Here is a 16,460-nt window from a genome sequence, read left to right as displayed (position 1 = left end):
ATGACTGATATTTATGAATTCGAGGGCAAAACACTTTGCAATACCAATTCGGTTCTCGGTGAAGGCCCCACTTACGATCCCGTTTCCAATTCCGTCTGGTGGTTCAATATTCTCGGCAAGGAACTGCACGAGCTCAATCTTTCGACAGACGAGAAGAAGGTACATCCGCTGCCTGTCATGGCGAGCGTTCTGGCCCGCGTCGATTCTGGCCGCCAGTTGCTGGCGACCGAGGAAGGGCTGTTCGTGCGGGATATCGCGAGCGGCAAGCTGACCTTCTATGCGGCGCTGGAAAACGACAAGCCGGAAAACCGCTCCAACGACGGGCGCACGCACCCCTCAGGCGCGTTGTGGATCAGCACGATGAGCAAGCGTGCCGAAAACCAGGCCGGCGCGATCTATCATGTTGCTGCGGGCAAGGTGACGAAGATCTTCAGCGGCATCAGCATTCCAAACTCCATCTGCTTTTCGCCCGATGGTACGATCGGCTACTTTACCGACACCCGGATCAGCCGCCTGATGCGGGTCATGGTCGATCCGCAGACCGGCCTACCGTCCGGTGAACCGATCGTCATGGTCGACAGCATGGACGAACCCGGCGGGCTCGACGGTTCAGTCTGCGATGCCGACGGCTATATCTGGAACGCGCGCTGGGGTGCCGGTGTCGTCGATCGCTACAGCCCGGATGGCCTGCGCATAGCTCGCTACAAGGTGCCGGCAGCGCAACCTTCCTGCCCGGCCTTCATCGGCGCCAATGCCGACCGGCTTGTCGTTACGACCGCCTGGGAAGGCCTGGATGAGGATGCCCGCTCCGCCCAGCCAAGCGCAGGCGCGCTGCTTGAGCTCGGCATCACGGTAAAGGGCGTTTTCGATCCTGCCTATGTGATCTGAACAGCGAAGCCCGCAATTTATAAAGGCGCTCCTTGCGGGGCGCCTTTTGTTTTTTTGGGGGTTTTTCCGGTCAAGGTTCCGTGAAAACTGTAAAATTTTCCGTGTCTTCGTCCGGAACCAATAAGCTGATCGGTCATTTCATTCTTGAACCGGCGCGGCAGGTATTCCTGAAAAAGAGGCCCTTTCGCGCCAGGGATCACTCAAGAAACGAAGGTAGGTTCGAAATGACACGCAAACTTCTGACGACCGTTGCCGCTGGCGCATTGTTTGCCACGGCTTTCGCACCGGCAGCATTTTCGCAGACAGCTCCCCAGCCGGCTAACCCTGCTGCTCCGGCGCAGTCTGCACCCGCTGAGCCGGCCGCTCCGGCACCGGCAGAACCAGTCAAGCCGATGGCACCTGCAGGTGATGCCGCACAGGCTCCGGCCCCGGCCGCGAGCACGGACACGGCCCAGGCAGGTGGCGACAGCTATCTGACGCAGCAGGCTCCGGACCAGATCAGTGCCAACACGTATATTGGCCAGTCGGTTTATAACGGCAACAATGAGAGCATCGGCAGCGTCAACGACCTGATCATGAAGAAGGATGGCGGGCTTGTTGCCGCCATTATCGGTGTCGGCGGCTTCCTGGGGATCGGTGAAAAGAATGTCGCCGTTCCCATGAATAAGATCACCGTCGCGCAGAATACGCAGGACGGCTCCGTCAAGCTGACGACGACGGAAACTGCCGAATCCCTCAAGGCGGCACCGGAGTTCAAGACACTTGCCATGCAGTCAGCCGAAAAGGCTCCGGCAGCTACCGGCACGGCCATGCCGACGGACAATACGTCGACAGGTTCGACAACCAACAAGTAATCCGTACGGAGAGTAGAGCGTAGGTGATGGCGTCCCATGGGGCGCCATTGCTTTTTTGCCCCTATGCGCTGACGCGATCCTGTGCGCTCGTTTCGTAATAGTAGTTCTCGTGGAGAAAGCGCAGCGTGGCGATGCCATCGGCCGGCCGGCCGAAATGATAGCCCTGCCCCATGCCGCAGCCGAGCGTACGCAGCTTGACCGCTTCGGAATAATCCTCAATCCCTTCGGCCACGACTTCCAGCTCAAGGCCTTCACACATCGCAAGGATCGCCTTGATGATGTGTTCGGAAGCGCGGTCGGAATTGATGCGCGAGACAAAGGCGCGGTCGATCTTGATCTTGTCGAAGATAAAATCGCGCAGGCGCCCGAGGCTCGACTGGCCGGTACCGAAATCGTCGAGTGAGATGCGCACGCCGGCTGCCCTGAGATCGGAAATGATCCGGTGCGCCGTGTCGGCAGAACTCATGACAGCGGTCTCGGTAATTTCCAGTTCGAGGCGATGCGGGTCGAAGCCCACTCGGCCGAGGATAGACAGGATGGAGGTGCTCGTGCCCGGATCCATCAGCTGGGCGGACGACAGATTAAAGGACAGGAACAGTTCGCGCGGCCAGGAAAGGGCCGCTTCCGCAGCCTTGCGCAAGAGCGCTTCCGACAGGGCGTCGATGAAGCCTCGCTCTTCGGCGAGCGGCACGAAGACGCCGGGCGAGACGAAGCCGAGGTCGGGATCGTTCCAGCGGGCAAGTGCCTCGAAGCCCACCACCTGATTGTTGGCGAGCGAGACGATCGGCTGGAAATGCACGTCGATCGCGTCCGATATGATGGCATTTCGAAGCGCCTGTTCGAGCTGGGTCGCCCGCTTCATTTCCTGCGCGATCTCGCGGGAATAGACGGTGATCTGCCCGCGCCCGCGACGCTTGGAACGATAGAGTGCGGTTTCCGCACTTTTCAAAAGCTCTTCGCAGTCTTCGCCGGCAAATGGATAGATCGCAAAGCCGAAAGAGGCGGAAAGGCGCACATTGCGGTCGCCGAGATCATAGGGGGCCGAGAGCACCTCACGGATCATCTGTCCGAATTTCTCCGCGCTCGCACGCTCGAAAATCAGCGGCAGAACGAAGGCGAACTCGTCGCCATCATGACGAGTGACCAAGGCACCATCCGGAATGCAGGCCTTGAGGCGATGGGCGACCTGACACAGGATTTCGTCACCGGCAGCAGAACCGAAGAGATCGTTGATGGGCTTGAAACTGTCGAGATTGGCGATACCGATGGTGAAGGGCGCCGGATCGCTGGCCCGCTCGGCCGAAATCTGCATCACCTTATCGCGCATGCGATTGCGGTTGCCCAATCCCGTCAGCGGATCGGTATAGGCCATCGCCTGTAGCTCATTCTGACTAACGGCCATGAATGGTATTTCCGGCGACACCATCAATCCAAACCCGAGATTTTCCTCCACACCCTGGTGAAGAATGACGGCCAAGTCTTAACAATTCGATAGTAAATCGAGCAGAATACAACCCCAAGCATTCCCAAAATCTGGGGAGTTGACCGGCCTGTTGTTTAGATTTGAGCTTTGATTGGCTCGTTCATCAGATGCTTCTGAAATACCGTTTCAAGGATGTCAGGGCTTACCGGTTTCATGATGACGTCATCCATGCCGGCATTGGCGCATTCTGCACGATCGCGTTCGAAGGCTTGCGTCAGCACCCCAATAATCGGCGTTCGCGTGCCCTGTCCCTCTTCCATCTGGCGAATGAGGCGCGAGGCTTCAAACCCGTTGAAGACCGGAAGCGAAATATCCATCAGCACGATCTGCGGCCGATATTCTGCCCAGAGACGAACGACCTCTTCGCCGGTCGCTGCGATCCGATGGCGGTAACCGAGTCCTTCTAGGATCTGCGTGAAGACGATCTGGTTGATGTCGTTATCCTCGGCGACGAGAACCTGAAGACCTACGTTTTCTTCGGTCGTGGTAATTTCCCAGTCACCCTCCGTGCCGCCGCGTCCGTTGCGGTTGAAGTGGCGGGCAATCTGGAAGGTCAGTTCGTTGGCGATCTGAAAGCCATCCATGACGAGAGTGGGAATGCCGTACTGTTCACCAAGCTCCAGACAGCGCAAGCCCATCTGGTTGTCGATGATCAGAAGATCGAGCGAGATTCCCGAAGAGCTGGCAATCTCGAGGAAACGCTCCTCCTCATCCTCGCCGCGGACCGAGCAGGATTCGAAGCCGTATTTGGCGAGCGTGCGCAGTGCGGCAGTCTCGGCAGCGAGATCCGACGTGACGACGAGGATCTTTCGGCCGGAGAAATTTTCCGGAACGATCGCCTCCATCGCTGCCGGCTCGCGGCGCTGCGATGCGTTCGGCACCGGCACATAGGCACGGCGGTAGGTCTGGTTGCTGGACGTGGTGATCTCGGAGGCCCGATGGAATTCGTCGAGATCGTCGCCGTCGCGCGGCAGGTCCTGCATGGTCGAGACGAGGAAATAACGTCCGGGCTTGCCGATCCTGTGCTTGCGGCTGACGATGTCGCGCTCGGTGCCGTCGCGGGCGATCTGGCGCTGGCGGGAGACCGACATTTCGCCGGTTTCCAGCACGTGGCGGTCGCTTTCCTCGAAGCGCTTGGCAATGTCAGGCGAAAACAGATCACCGCTCTTGCGGCCGAGAACCTCGTCGGCCGTCGTCTGGTATTTTTCGCAGAAAGCCTTGTTGACGGCGACATAGGCGAGGTTGCGATCCTTGACGAAGAGCGGGAACGGCAGGTGGTCGAGAATGTCCTCGGTCAGCTGCACGCGCTCAAGATCGTACCGCCACTGTTCCTCGCGCTTACGCACCTCGGAAATATCGGAAATAACGGTCACGCCGTAACCGCTCGGCAGGCGGCGCTTGAGGAAGCGCACCCAGCGGTCGGCACCGTGGCGCTCGACGGATTCAAAACGTTCGCGCCAATGGGAGGCGATGCGCTGGGATAACCAGTCCTCGCGGCTGAGCAAACCCGGCTGCCGCTCGAGGGTCTGCTCGCGAATGCCGGTATCGTAGACCGCACCCAGGAAATCACGAAGGCGGGCGCCCGGGCGCAGCACGTCCTCCGACACTGGAAAGAACTCCAGGACCTGACGGCTGGCAAAGAGAAGAAGATCGTTTCGGTCATAGATGACGAATGCAGCAGAAAGACTGTCGCAAACCGCATCGAAAAGCACCGCCTGAAGATCAGCTTCAGGCGGCAGTGCGTCACTCACAGATGATGTGTCCGCCTTTTCGAAGCCGGCACTCATTCATTCACATCCCACATCTGTCCGATTTTCGCAGTCTCGGAGGTATATGAATAAAATGCCGTTTTTGTCTTAAAGGCCGCTTAACAGTAACGACCCCCAAATTTGGGGGAGAGGTCTTGAGTCATTGTCTACAGCTCGATGAAACCCCTTCCCTCCGGGCCGCGAATCCTCGAAAATAAGCCCATGGCCATCAGACAGCTCTCCGAAACGCTCATCAACCAGATCGCTGCCGGCGAAGTCATCGAACGTCCGGCAAGTGCTGCCAAGGAGCTGATCGAAAACGCGCTCGATGCAGGCGCGACCCGTATCGAAATCGCAACCGCCGGCGGCGGCAAGGCGCTGCTGCGCGTCAGCGACAACGGTTCCGGCATGGACGTCACCGATCTTGAACTTGCCGTCAAGCGACACTGCACATCGAAGATATCGGATACGCTCGACGATATCCGAACGCTCGGGTTCCGGGGCGAGGCATTGCCGTCCATCGGTTCGGTGGCGCGGCTCAGCATCGCAAGCCGCAAACGTGACAGCACGGCGGGCAACGAAATTTCCGTTGCCGGAGGCAAGATCGTGCATCTGCGCCCGGCAGCCGCCAATCCGGGAACAATCGTCGAAGTGCGCGATCTGTTCTTCGCGACGCCGGCGCGGCTGAAATTCCTGAAGACGGAGAAGGCGGAAGCGGCGGCCATCACCGAGATCGTCAAACGCATGGCGATCGCCTTTCCGGGCGTGCGTTTTGTGCTCTCTGGCCCCGATCGCTCAACGCTGGAATTTCCGGCAACCGGCGAGGATCATCTGGCGCGCATGGCGCAGGTGCTCGGAAAGGAATTCCGTGACAATGCCATCGCCCTGGATGCCGAGCGCGAAGACGTGCAACTGACCGGCTTTGCCGGCGTGCCGACCTTCAATCGGGGCAATTCGGCTCATCAATATGCGTTCGTCAATGGCCGCCCGGTGCAGGACAAACTCATCCTCTCGGCGATCCGCGGGGCCTATGCCGAAACGATTCCCTCCGGCCGTTATCCCGTCGCAGTGCTGTCTATCACGCTCGATCCGGCGCTTGTGGACGTCAATGTGCATCCGGCGAAATCCGACGTCCGCTTCCGCGATCCGGGACTGGTGCGCGGGCTGATCGTCGGCGCAATCCGCGAAGCGCTTGCGCGTGACGGCAGCCGCGCCGCAACGACGGGCGCAAGCGACATGCTGCGCGCCTTCCGGCCTGGCTTCCAGGCGGCGCCGCAGCGACCGCAGGCACCTTGGTCGGCGGCAACCTCCCCATCCCGGCCTTATCAGCCGGCCACCGGTCTCAGCGAAAGACCGCAAGCCTCCTTCGATGGGCTTGCCCATCCGACGGCGCGTTCAGAGCCGGTTTTCGATCCCACCGCGCAAGTGCCGGCAGCAGCTGCGAGCGAACCGGCGGTACGCTATCCGCTCGGAGCCGCGCGGGCGCAGGTCCACGAAAACTATATCATTGCGCAGACAGACAACGGCATCGTCATCGTCGATCAACACGCTGCCCATGAGCGGCTGGTCTTCGAGGCCATGCGCAAGGCGCTGCATTCGAAGCGGCTGCCGTCGCAGGTCTTGCTGATCCCCGAGATCGTCGACATTCCCGAAGAGGATTGCGACCGGCTGATGGTGCATGCGGCGGAATTTTCCGAACTTGGCCTTGCGATCGAGCGCTTCGGCCCGGGCGCCATTGCCGTGCGCGAAACGCCAGCGATGCTCGGCGAGGTCGATGCGTCTGGGCTGATCCGGCAGCTTGCCGACGAGATCGCCGAATGGGATACAGCCTCCGGCCTCTCGGCCAAGCTCGAATATGTGGCGGCAACAATGGCTTGCCATGGCTCGGTGCGATCAGGACGGCGGCTACGGCCTGAAGAAATGAACGCGCTGCTGCGCCAAATGGAAGTGACCCCAGGCTCCGGCCAATGCAATCACGGGCGTCCCACCTATATCGAACTCAAGCTTGCCGATATCGAGCGACTATTCGGCCGGAGCTGAAAAAGCTGGCAAAAGGACGTTTCGGGGAGTATGGCAGACAGATGACAGACTGCGGGGAATGGAGCGCATGAACTTGTTCGAAGGATACGGAAACCGCGAGGCGAAGATCCGTTATCTGGACGGCGATTTCCAGATTCTGTCGCCCGGTTCCTATGTCGTCTGCGCACTGACAGGCAAACAGATCCCGCTCGATGAACTTCGCTACTGGAGCGTGGCGCGGCAGGAACCCTATGCCGATGTCGCCACCGCGCTTGAAGCCGACAAACGCGCCGGCATTCTGCCGAACCAGCGCTAGGCTTTCTTTTTCGCTTCCCTGAGCCGCCGCTGGCGGCAGGCTTCAAAGGCGCGATCGATAATGAGCCCGGGCGCAAGTGGATCTGTAAACGCCATCTCCACCTCTACTACGCGGCAGCGGGCCGCGAGCTGTGCCGCCTTGCCGTGATGGCCGGCGAGCCTGACAAAATCTTTAGAGGTGGTGACGATCGTCAGATTCTGCTGGTCTGCTGTCATCAGAAGACCGTCGATCTCTTCCTCGCTCAAATGCTCGTGATCGCCGAAGGAAGTCGCGACCTCGATGCTCGCACCAAGCGAACGGACGGTGCGAAAGAATTTTTCCGGATCGGCAATACCCGCAAAGGCGAGCACTTTGAGGCCCTCCAGATAATTCTCTCCGGACACTTTCAGCCGGGCGGTGAAATAGGGTTTGGCAGCGCGCGCTGCGATCCGGACGATGCGGTCGGCCGCATTGCCTTCTCCGACCTTCAGAAGGGCGGTCGCCTCGCGCAGTTGCAGACGGATCGGCGCGCGCACCGGGCCGCCCGGCACTATATGGCCGTTGCCAAGGCCGCGTGTCGCATCGATTACCAGAAGCGCATAGTCGATTGCGAGGCGCGCGCTCTGGAAACCGTCATCCATGATTATGAAATCGGCGCCCTCTTCGACCAGCCTTGCCGCACCCTCGACACGCCTGCGGGAGATTACCGTCAGTGCTTCCTGAGCCAGCAGAAGCGGCTCGTCGCCGACAGCGACTGCACGGTGATGAGAGGGATCGACGACGGTGGTGACATCGAGCGAGCCGCCATGGCCGCGACTTAGAAAACCAGGCTTGAGACCCTTTGCTTTGGCAGCACGGGCAATGGCGATTGCCGTCGGCGTCTTGCCAGCTCCGCCGACCGTGAAATTTCCGACGCAAATGACCGGGATCGGCACTGAAGCGCGGCTCGCATGGACCATGCGGTAGCCCGCCACGCGGCCATAAAGGAAAGAAAGGGGCGACAGAGCCCATGCCTGCCAACCTGCCCGCCTCCACCAGAAAGGCGGTGCTTCGGATATCATGATGCCGTCCGTTTCCCTTGCCCTCACCCCCCGTGGCGAGGTCTCACATAATCGACCGGGCGGATTGAGAAGCCAAAACGCGTGAAAATGCAAGTCTTTGGGTGTCAGGCCGGCTGCAGGTCCGGCAGCAGGGCCTCGATATGCGTGATGTCGTCGAAGACATGGTCGGCGGAGGCCGAGAGGGATTCCCGCGACCCTGTGCCAGTCAAAACCGCAATCGTCAGGCCGGTTTTCGCGTTCCTGCCCATATGGAGATCGTGGTTGTTATCCCCGACCATGGCGACCTCTTCCGGCTGAAGGCCCGTTGCCGCGCAGAAGCCGAGCACCATGCCCGGCTCCGGCTTGCTGCCGAAGCCGCTGTCATAACCGGCGATGTAATCGACAAATTCAGAGATGCCGAAACGCTGGGCGGTCTGGCGGATCGAACGCTCATTGTCGCTGGAGGCAATGCCAAGCTTGAAGCCGCGCCCGTGCAGCCGCCCGAAGAAGGCGGCAAGGTCCGTCACCGGCACGGAAAATTCGGCGGCATTGGCAAAGAGATTGTCGAGCTTGATCGTCAGCTCGATCATATCGACCTTCGAGCCGGCAGCAACGAGCCCTTCGGCGATCTGGCGGGTATTGCCGGCAGCAAGCAGGCTGTCTGGAATGATATGGCCGGTGACCGGGTCCATGCCGCATTCGGCAAGAAGGTGGTCGGCAAGAACAGCGTCATCTTCGGCGGCGATCCGGGCAAGCTCACGGTTCACCGGCAACCAGCTTTCGTCGTAGTCGAGCAGCGTGCCGTCCTTGTCGAAGAGGATGCCCCTGATCTTCGTCTGCGCCGACATGGCTGCTCCTCAGGCTTGCGCCACGGCCTTCGGCAGAAGGCGCGCCTTCACCGTCAGCGGATTGATATAGGGCTCCAGCCCCTTCAACGTGGCGCTCAACGCACCGCGCATTTCATGCACGGCGGCGATGCCGGCCTGGATCATCTTGCCGCGCGCCTCGTCATTGGTCAGCAGATAATGCACGCCCTTCGCCAGCATCTCGGTATCGCGCACCATGCGGGCACTGCCGCTACGAGCGAGCTTCTGATAGGCCTCGCGGAAATTCTGGACATTGCCGCCCGACAGGATGGCGCAGCCGAGCATGGCCGGCTCCAGCGGGTTCTGGCCGCCCTCGGCAAAGAGCGAGCGGCCGACGAAAGCGACTTCCGTCAGACGAAGATAAAGGCCCATTTCGCCGATCGTGTCGCCCAGGAAGATATCGACGTCGGGGGTCAGGACATCGTCCCGCGTGCGGCGGGCGACCTTCAGACCCTGCTTTACAAGGGCTGCCTCGATCTCGTCAGCGCGCTCGGGGTGGCGCGGGACGATGATGGTCAGCTGTTTGTCGCGATCGCGCAGGGCACGATGGACGATACCGGCGGCATTTTCTTCACCGTCGAAAGTGGAGATCGCCGCCCATGTCTTGCGGTCGCCGATCTGCTTCTTGTAGCGAGCGAAAACAGCGCTGTCATATGGCGGTGCATCCGTATCGACCTTCAGGTTGCCCGACGTGATGACCGGCACGGCGCCGAGATCGCGGAAACGTTCGGCATCGACATCCGACTGTGCAATGACGAGCGCGAGATTTTCGAAGAGTGCTTCGGCAAGCGAGGGCCGTCGCCGCCAGCGGGTGAATGAGCGATCCGACATCCTGGCATTGACGAGGATCTGCGGGATGCGGCGATGGCCGAGTTCAAGCACCGTCGCGGGCCAGATCTCGGATTCGGCGATGATGGCGCAATCCGGCTGCCAGTAATCGAGAAAGCGGCCGACGGCGGGCTTCAGGTCGAGCGGCACATATTGATGGATCGCATCATTGCCGAGGCGCTCGGCGGCAAGCCTTGCCGAGGTGATGGTACCTGTCGTCAGGATGACATGGATGTCGCGGCGGCGGATTTCACGGATCAGGGGAATGACGGCGTTGGTTTCGCCGACACTTGCCGCGTGAAACCAGACGAGCGGGCCCTGCGGGCGATTGGCGCTCGCATAGCCGAAACGCTCCAGCCGGCGAGCGCGGTCTTCCTTGCCCTTGGCGGTGCGATAGGTGATGTAGAGGCCGACGACCGGCGACGCCACAGTTCCCGCCAGACGGTACGCGTTCAGACCGATCCGCGCCATCCGAGAGCTCATTCAGCAGACCTCCGATCCATGCAGACCGACATCAATTCAATTCCCTAATTATCGTTGCGGCCGCCATGACCGATCAATTTGTTCAGAATGCGTCGAACGAGGGCGAGAACCGATGCACGAAGGCCTCCGCTGTGGACAGCGGAGGACAAGCCGATTGCTGCGCGGGTCACTTGCTCCCGGTCGTATCCTGCGGATCGAGCAAACGATGCATGTGGACGATGAAATAGCGCATATGCGCATTGTCGACCGTCTGCTGCGCCTTCGACTTCCAGGCCGTCAGTGCCGTGGCATAGTCGGGGAAAATACCGACAATATCGAGATCCTTCAGATCACGAAACTGGATGCCATCGAGGTTTTCGAGTTCGCCACCGAAGACGAGGTGCAGGAGCTGCTTTTTACCGCCGGAGTCCGTCATTTTTATTCTCTTTCTGCCTATTCTCCTCCGGCCCCTCATCTGAGGGATTTTGACGGAAACGTCAACCGTCTCTTAGCTGAGTGAACAAGTCCAGATATTCGCGGAGACGCGGGACCGGTGAAGCGCAGAGCGCATCGTGGTTGACTTTCTCTCTATTATAGGTTGTCGGATGCCCCGAAAGGTCGACAAGACCGCCACCGGCACGCTCGAGGATAAGGTCGGCTGCCGCAATATCCCAGTCATGGGCATTGCGCCCGACAAACGTCGTGTCCAACCGGCCATCGGCCACCATCGCGATGCGGTAGGCGAGTGAGGGGATATATTTGACTCGCTCGCTGCGGTCGCGAACCGCCGCCGGCAAGACCCTGAACAGCTCCTCGCTGACGGCAAGCTGGCTGAGATCGGCTTCGCCGCGCGTAGAGACGGAAATCGGTTCGCCGTTCTTCAGCGCCGCACCACCCTCCACTGCCTCGTAAAGTTCATCGAGCGCCGGCGCGTAAAGGACGCCGGCAACGGGGCGGCCGCGATGGACGATGCCGACGCTGACGCACCAGAGATCCTTGCCGGCGAGGAAAGCCCGGGTGCCATCGATCGGATCCACGATGAACAGCGTCTCGTATTCCAGTCGGCCTGCGTCGTCGTCAGTCTCTTCCGACAGCCAGCCATAGGCCGGCCGTGCGCTGCGCAAGATGGCTTCGAGCCTTTCATTCGCGGCGAAATCGGCGGCACTGACGGGAGAGCGATCCTCGTTCTTCCACCAGACCTCCGGCGACTTGTTGAAATAACCGAGTGCAACGGCGCCGGCCTGTCTTGCAGCATCAGCGATCAACGCGAGATCGCTCTGCCAGCGGTTTTCAGGGTCGCTCATCGTATAGATCCGTTTGTCAGCGGCCGGCAAGCGTCATGCCTTCAATCGCGAAAGTCGGAGCCGCCACACCGAACTTGCGATCGATGTCGTTGGCAAGCGTCAGCCGCATGAACATGTCCTTGAGGTTCGAAGCGATCGTCACTTCCGATACCGCGAAGGTGAGCTCGCCATTCTCGATCCAGAAGCCTGTCGCGCCGCGGCTGTATTCGCCGGTGATCATGTTGACGCCCTGGCCGATCAGTTCGGTGACGTAGAAACCGTTGCCGACGCTGCGGATCAGCTCTTCCGGCGAGATGTCGCCAGGCTCCAGCGCAAGATTGGTCGAGGCCGGCGTGACCGAGGTGCCGCCACGGACGCCGCGGCCGTTGGTCTCGAAACCGCCGATCTCGTTTGCGGTGGAGGTGGAGAGGAACCAGTGCTTGAGCACACCGTCCTCGATCATGACCAGCTTCTCGCCGGAGACGCCTTCGCCATCGAAGGGACGCGAGGACGGGCCGCGCACGATCAGCGGATCGTCCGTGATCGAGAGGCCGGATTTCAGCACCTGCTGGCCCATCTTGTCGCGAAGGAAGCTCGTCTTGCGGGCAACCGAGGCGCCGTTGATGGCACCGGCAATATGGCCAACGAAACCCCGCGCGATGCGCGGATCGAAGATGACGGTGATGTCCTTGCCTGTCGGCACCTGGCGCGGATTGATGCGCTTGATGGTGCGCTCGCCGGCCCGGCGGCCGATTTCGGCGGGATCGTCGAGCTCGGCATAGTAAAGGCGGCTGTCGAAATCGTAGTCGCGTTCCATGCCAGTACCTTCGCCGGCGATGACGCTGACGGAATTGCCGAAGCGCGAGGCCATGTAGCTGCCTTCGAAACCGTGCGACGTGGCAAGCACCAGCCCGCCCATGCCGGCCGAAGCGCCGGCACCCGAAGAGTTGGTGACGCCTTTGACCGCAAGGGCAGCGGCTTCGGCCGCAAGGGCCGCCTCGCGCAGCTGGTCGGCGCCGACCTCGGTCGTATCGAGAAGCTGCAGGTCGGGATAGGTCTTTGCGAGCCTGTTCTCATCGGCCAGGCAGGCGAACGGGTCTTCCGGCGAGACCTTGGCCATGGCGACGGCGCGTTCGGCCAGCGCCGTAAGGTCGAAGCCCGGATTGGCGGAAACGCTTGCCACGCGCTTGCCGACGAAGACTCGAAGCGAAAAATCGTCGCTCTCGGAGGACTCGGTGCCTTCGACCTTGCCGAGGCGAACGCTGACGGATTGGGCGCGCGAGCGGACGACGACGGCGTCGGCGGCGTCAGCGCCTGCCTTTTTCGCCAGATCGATCAGTTGACTTGCGCGGGAAAGAAGTGTCGAGGAATCGATTTCAGAGGACATGATTTGGCCTTTCCTTCCCGTTCCATTTATTGTGCACTCCTGAAAGCATCAAGGCCGTGGATGCCGATTCTTTTCCTGGCTGCCTGCTTGCCCCGCCATCGAAAGAAATGAAGCATGTCCGCACCCAACGCGCTTTTCACGGAAACCATCCTGCTGCTCGGCGGCGCGGTCGTCGCTGCGCCGATCTTCAAGAAGCTTGGGCTCGGCACGGTTCTCGGTTATCTGGCGGCCGGCATCGTCATCGGCCCGATCTTCCACGGCATCACGGATGGTGAGCAGATCCTCGATGTTGCCGAACTCGGCGTCGTCTTCCTGCTCTTCATCATCGGGCTTGAATTGAAGCCCACCCGCCTCTGGCAGATGCGGCGCGATATCTTCGGCCTCGGCACGGCGCAGGTGGCGGTGACGGGTCTGGCACTGACGGCACTCGCATGGGTCTCCGGCGCCCTCGACTGGCGCGGCAGCATCGTCGCGGGCTTCGGCCTGGCGCTCTCCTCAACCGCCTTCGCCATGCAGATCCTCGAAGGCGATGGAGATGTGAACACTCGCTACGGGCAGCGCTCCTTCTCCATGCTGCTCTTTCAGGATCTGGCGATCGTGCCACTTCTGGCAGTCGTCACCATTCTCGATGGAAACAAGGGCAGCGGCAATCCACTGGTCGATTTCGCTATCTCGGTGGCCGCCGTCGGCGCGATGATCATCATGGGCCGATACCTGCTGACACCCCTCTTCCAGATCATTGCGCGCACCGGCGCGCGCGAAGCGATGATCGCGGCCGCGCTTTTCGTCGTCATGGGATCGGCGAGCCTGATGCAGCTCGCCGGGCTTTCGATGGCGATGGGCGCTTTCCTCTCCGGCGTCATGCTGGCGGAATCCTCCTACCGGCACGAGCTGGAAGCCGATATCGAACCCTTCCGCGGCGTGCTTCTCGCTATCTTTTTCATTGCCGTCGGACTGTCGCTGCAGCTTCAGGTCCTGCTCGACAACGTGATCTTCATCATCATTGCCGTGCCTATCATCATGGCCGTGAAAGCGCTCATCATCTATGCGCTCTGCCGCGCGACACGCTCCTCGCACAACGATGCCGTTCGCATCGCCTTCCTGCTGCCGCAAGGCGGTGAATTCGGCTTCGTCCTCTTCACCACGGCCGCCGTCGCGGGGCTTATGTCCAGCAGCACGGCTTCGCTGCTGGTGGCGATCGTCACCCTTTCCATGGCGCTGACGCCGCTCGGCGCCGCGCTTTCCAAGCGGATGCTTTCGGGAGAGGAGCATGAGGAGCTCGACGAGGATTTCGAGGGTGCGGGTGCCGACGTGCTGATGGTCGGTTTCTCGCGTTTCGGCCAGATCGCCGCGCAGATCCTGCTTGCCGGCGGCCGGAGCGTGACCGTCATCGACTTCTCCGCCGACCGCATCCGGCAGGCATCCTCCTTCGGTTTCCGCATTTATTTCGGCGACGGCACCCGCAAGGACGTGCTGCGTTCGGCCGGCATCGACCGGGCCAAGATCGTGCTCGTCTGTACCCAAAAGAAGGAGATCACCGACAAGGTGATCGAGCTGATCCAGGCCGACTACCCGCAGACGACGCTTTTCGTGCGCTCCTATGACCGCATCCACTCGATCGAACTGCGCAACAAAGGCGTCGACTACGAACTGCGCGAAACGCTGGAATCCGGTCTGCTCTTCGGCCGACGCACTCTGGAAGCGCTCGGTGTGTCCGAAGTCGCGGCCTATGAGATCGGCGAGGACATCCGCAAGCGCGACGAGGCGCGACTGGTGCTGCAAGTATCCGAGGGGTTGCAGGCGGGACGGGATCTGCTGTTTTCGACACCGATCCATCCGGAACCGTTGGTCAAGCCGAAGCGGGCAGCCGATCCTTACAAAGGCGATCCGCTGGCAAATTCGGCCGATGTAACAGCGGATGCTTAGTTTCTTCGCAATTTCGAACCCAATTGCGCTATCGCTTTTTGCGCCAATATCTCTTGGATAACACGCTTATGAACGCGAGAATTCGAGCAAAAAGAATACTGAAGAATACCAAGCGATATGAATCCATGCCATCGCCTATCCAGCAGCAAAGGGAGGAATTTGGCCTCTTGATAGGAGTATATTCCAATCCAAGCCCAATCGAAGACAGGATATTTATAGCGGACAAGGGCCTGTTCTGGGGTGATGGCGAAGAGGGGAGGTCATTTCTATACACTGAAGTAAAGTCGGTGTCCGCTTCAGAAGGACAACATAGCGTTGAGATTGTTATCTTGACCAACCAGGATAGAGAGTTGCGAATCCCGGTCTATGGCCGGGACGGAAAATACTCTGACTGCATGGTGATGCTTCGCTTCGTCGATAGAATTACTGAGGATGCGAAGAAATATCCACACGAGTGACCCGCCCACCGATAGCCTTAGTCACGATAACCTACCGTTTCAGTCGCGCCTCGATCTCCCGGTCGAGGGCATATTTCAGCTCGTCCTTCACGCCTACTGACATGGCAAGCACGTCGCGCGCCTTCAGGAAATCCATGACGCCGGTGCGGCCAACGATGGGCCGCAGGAAGATATGTGGCCGCATGAGCTTCAGCTTCAGGGAAATCGCCGCCTGCATCATAAGCTGGCCGGACCCGAAAATGCTTTCCATGCGGTTCGGAATGTGAGTGCCGTCGCCTTCGGGCGCGCCGACGACGTCGATGCCGATGACGATATCGGCAAGGTCCATCAGGCATTCATAAGGAACGGGATTAGCGATGCCGCCATCGATCATGACCCGCCCATGCAGCCGGACCGGCATGAAGACGGCCGGAATGGCCGATGACGCGGCGAGCGCCGGGAAGAGCTCGCCATGTTCGGCAATGACCTCGGCCTGGCCGTAATAATCCGTGGTGATCACCTTCATCGGGACCAGCAGATCCTCGAATTTCTGCGGAAGCTCCGATGGGAGGAAGGCTTTCAGAATACGTTCAAGATTGAACTGGCCGATGCGGATGCCCTTGGCGACGGCGTCGCGCACGGTTGTCGGCCTCAGGCCCCAGATGCGGCTGACGACGGCAGCCTTGTTGCCCACGGTTGCCAGCGCATGTTCGCGGATTTCAGCACCCGACATGCCGGCCGCCATGCCGGCGCCCATGATGGCGCCGATGGAGGACCCTGATATTGCTACCGGGCGGATGCCGAGTTCATCCAGCGTTTCGATGATGTGGATGTGGGAGAGGCCGCGGGCACCGCCCCCACCGAAGGCGACGGCAACCGTCGGCAGATCGCTGATCGCAGGCGATTTCGGACTGATGATTTCCGCCTGCGGCACGATCTGCTCC

General features: G+C 60.6%; 15 protein-coding genes. 6 read left to right on the top strand and 9 right to left on the bottom strand.

Annotation, left to right across the window (positions count from 1 at the left end):
- Together LVY75_13600 and LVY75_13595 are read left to right on the top strand one after the other, a co-directional pair.
- The gene (locus LVY75_13600; protein XAZ24249.1) at positions 1–888 is read left to right on the top strand and encodes an SMP-30/gluconolactonase/LRE family protein; all 888 of its coding nucleotides are present in this window, start codon (positions 1–3) and stop codon (positions 886–888) included.
- Positions 889–1,112: 224 nt separating this feature from the next.
- The gene (locus tag LVY75_13595) at positions 1,113–1,742 is read left to right on the top strand and encodes a PRC-barrel domain-containing protein (protein ID XAZ24248.1); all 630 of its coding nucleotides are present in this window, start codon (positions 1,113–1,115) and stop codon (positions 1,740–1,742) included.
- 61 nt (positions 1,743–1,803) lie between these two features.
- Here LVY75_13595 and LVY75_13590 read toward each other — a convergent pair whose 3' ends face one another.
- Positions 1,804–3,171 carry an EAL domain-containing protein gene (locus tag LVY75_13590; protein XAZ25714.1) on the bottom strand — a complete coding sequence of 456 codons (1,368 nt, stop codon included), beginning with the start codon at positions 3,169–3,171 and terminating at the stop codon, positions 1,804–1,806.
- 128 nt (positions 3,172–3,299) lie between these two features.
- Positions 3,300–5,012 carry a response regulator gene (locus LVY75_13585; GenBank protein XAZ24247.1) on the bottom strand — a complete coding sequence of 571 codons (1,713 nt, stop codon included), beginning with the start codon at positions 5,010–5,012 and terminating at the stop codon, positions 3,300–3,302.
- Between the two features lie 183 nt (positions 5,013–5,195).
- On the opposite strand from LVY75_13585, the gene mutL reads away from it, so the two are divergent.
- Both mutL and LVY75_13575 read left to right on the top strand, forming a co-directional pair.
- A complete protein-coding gene (gene mutL / locus LVY75_13580) occupies positions 5,196–7,013 on the top strand; it encodes a DNA mismatch repair endonuclease MutL (protein ID XAZ24246.1) in 1,818 nt (605 codons plus the stop codon).
- A gap of 67 nt (positions 7,014–7,080) precedes the next feature.
- Complete coding sequence (locus LVY75_13575) at positions 7,081–7,308, top strand: DUF2093 domain-containing protein (protein ID XAZ24245.1); 228 nt, start codon at positions 7,081–7,083, stop codon at positions 7,306–7,308.
- On the opposite strand, the gene lpxK is transcribed toward LVY75_13575, so the two are convergent.
- From lpxK to LVY75_13545, 6 genes are all read right to left on the bottom strand, one after another.
- On the bottom strand, positions 7,305–8,348 hold the full coding sequence (gene lpxK / locus LVY75_13570) for a tetraacyldisaccharide 4'-kinase (protein XAZ24244.1): 1,044 nt from the start codon (positions 8,346–8,348) through the stop codon (positions 7,305–7,307). The two genes, LVY75_13575 and lpxK, sit on opposite strands and share 4 nt — an antisense overlap.
- Positions 8,349–8,452: 104 nt before the next feature.
- The gene (locus tag LVY75_13565) at positions 8,453–9,175 is read right to left on the bottom strand and encodes an HAD family hydrolase (protein ID XAZ24243.1); all 723 of its coding nucleotides are present in this window, start codon (positions 9,173–9,175) and stop codon (positions 8,453–8,455) included.
- Between the two features lie 9 nt (positions 9,176–9,184).
- Entirely contained in the window at positions 9,185–10,504 is a 1,320-nt protein-coding gene (gene waaA / locus LVY75_13560) for a lipid IV(A) 3-deoxy-D-manno-octulosonic acid transferase (GenBank protein ID XAZ24242.1), read from the bottom strand.
- Between the two features lie 166 nt (positions 10,505–10,670).
- Entirely contained in the window at positions 10,671–10,919 is a 249-nt protein-coding gene (locus LVY75_13555; protein XAZ24241.1) for a DUF4170 domain-containing protein, read from the bottom strand.
- 61 nt (positions 10,920–10,980) lie between these two features.
- On the bottom strand, positions 10,981–11,787 hold the full coding sequence (locus LVY75_13550; GenBank protein XAZ24240.1) for a 3'(2'),5'-bisphosphate nucleotidase CysQ: 807 nt from the start codon (positions 11,785–11,787) through the stop codon (positions 10,981–10,983).
- A 16-nt stretch (positions 11,788–11,803) separates the two neighbouring features.
- Positions 11,804–13,153: a TldD/PmbA family protein gene (locus tag LVY75_13545; protein XAZ24239.1), complete on the bottom strand. Its 1,350-nt coding sequence runs from the start codon at positions 13,151–13,153 to the stop codon at positions 11,804–11,806.
- A gap of 114 nt (positions 13,154–13,267) precedes the next feature.
- Here LVY75_13545 and LVY75_13540 point away from each other — a divergent pair, with 114 nt between their 5' ends.
- Together LVY75_13540 and LVY75_13535 are read left to right on the top strand one after the other, a co-directional pair.
- Positions 13,268–15,079 carry a monovalent cation:proton antiporter-2 (CPA2) family protein gene (locus LVY75_13540; GenBank protein ID XAZ24238.1) on the top strand — a complete coding sequence of 604 codons (1,812 nt, stop codon included), beginning with the start codon at positions 13,268–13,270 and terminating at the stop codon, positions 15,077–15,079.
- A gap of 68 nt (positions 15,080–15,147) precedes the next feature.
- Entirely contained in the window at positions 15,148–15,537 is a 390-nt protein-coding gene (locus LVY75_13535; protein XAZ24237.1) for a hypothetical protein, read from the top strand.
- Between the two features lie 31 nt (positions 15,538–15,568).
- On the opposite strand, the gene LVY75_13530 is transcribed toward LVY75_13535, so the two are convergent.
- The gene (locus tag LVY75_13530; protein XAZ24236.1) at positions 15,569–16,450 is read right to left on the bottom strand and encodes a patatin-like phospholipase family protein; all 882 of its coding nucleotides are present in this window, start codon (positions 16,448–16,450) and stop codon (positions 15,569–15,571) included.
- Positions 16,451–16,460: the final 10 nt, after the last annotated feature.

It is taken from the genome of Sinorhizobium sp. B11 (assembly GCA_039725955.1).
In the GTDB taxonomy this organism is placed as follows: domain Bacteria; phylum Pseudomonadota; class Alphaproteobacteria; order Rhizobiales; family Rhizobiaceae; genus Rhizobium.
This window is presented reverse-complemented; position numbering and strand designations above follow the sequence as displayed.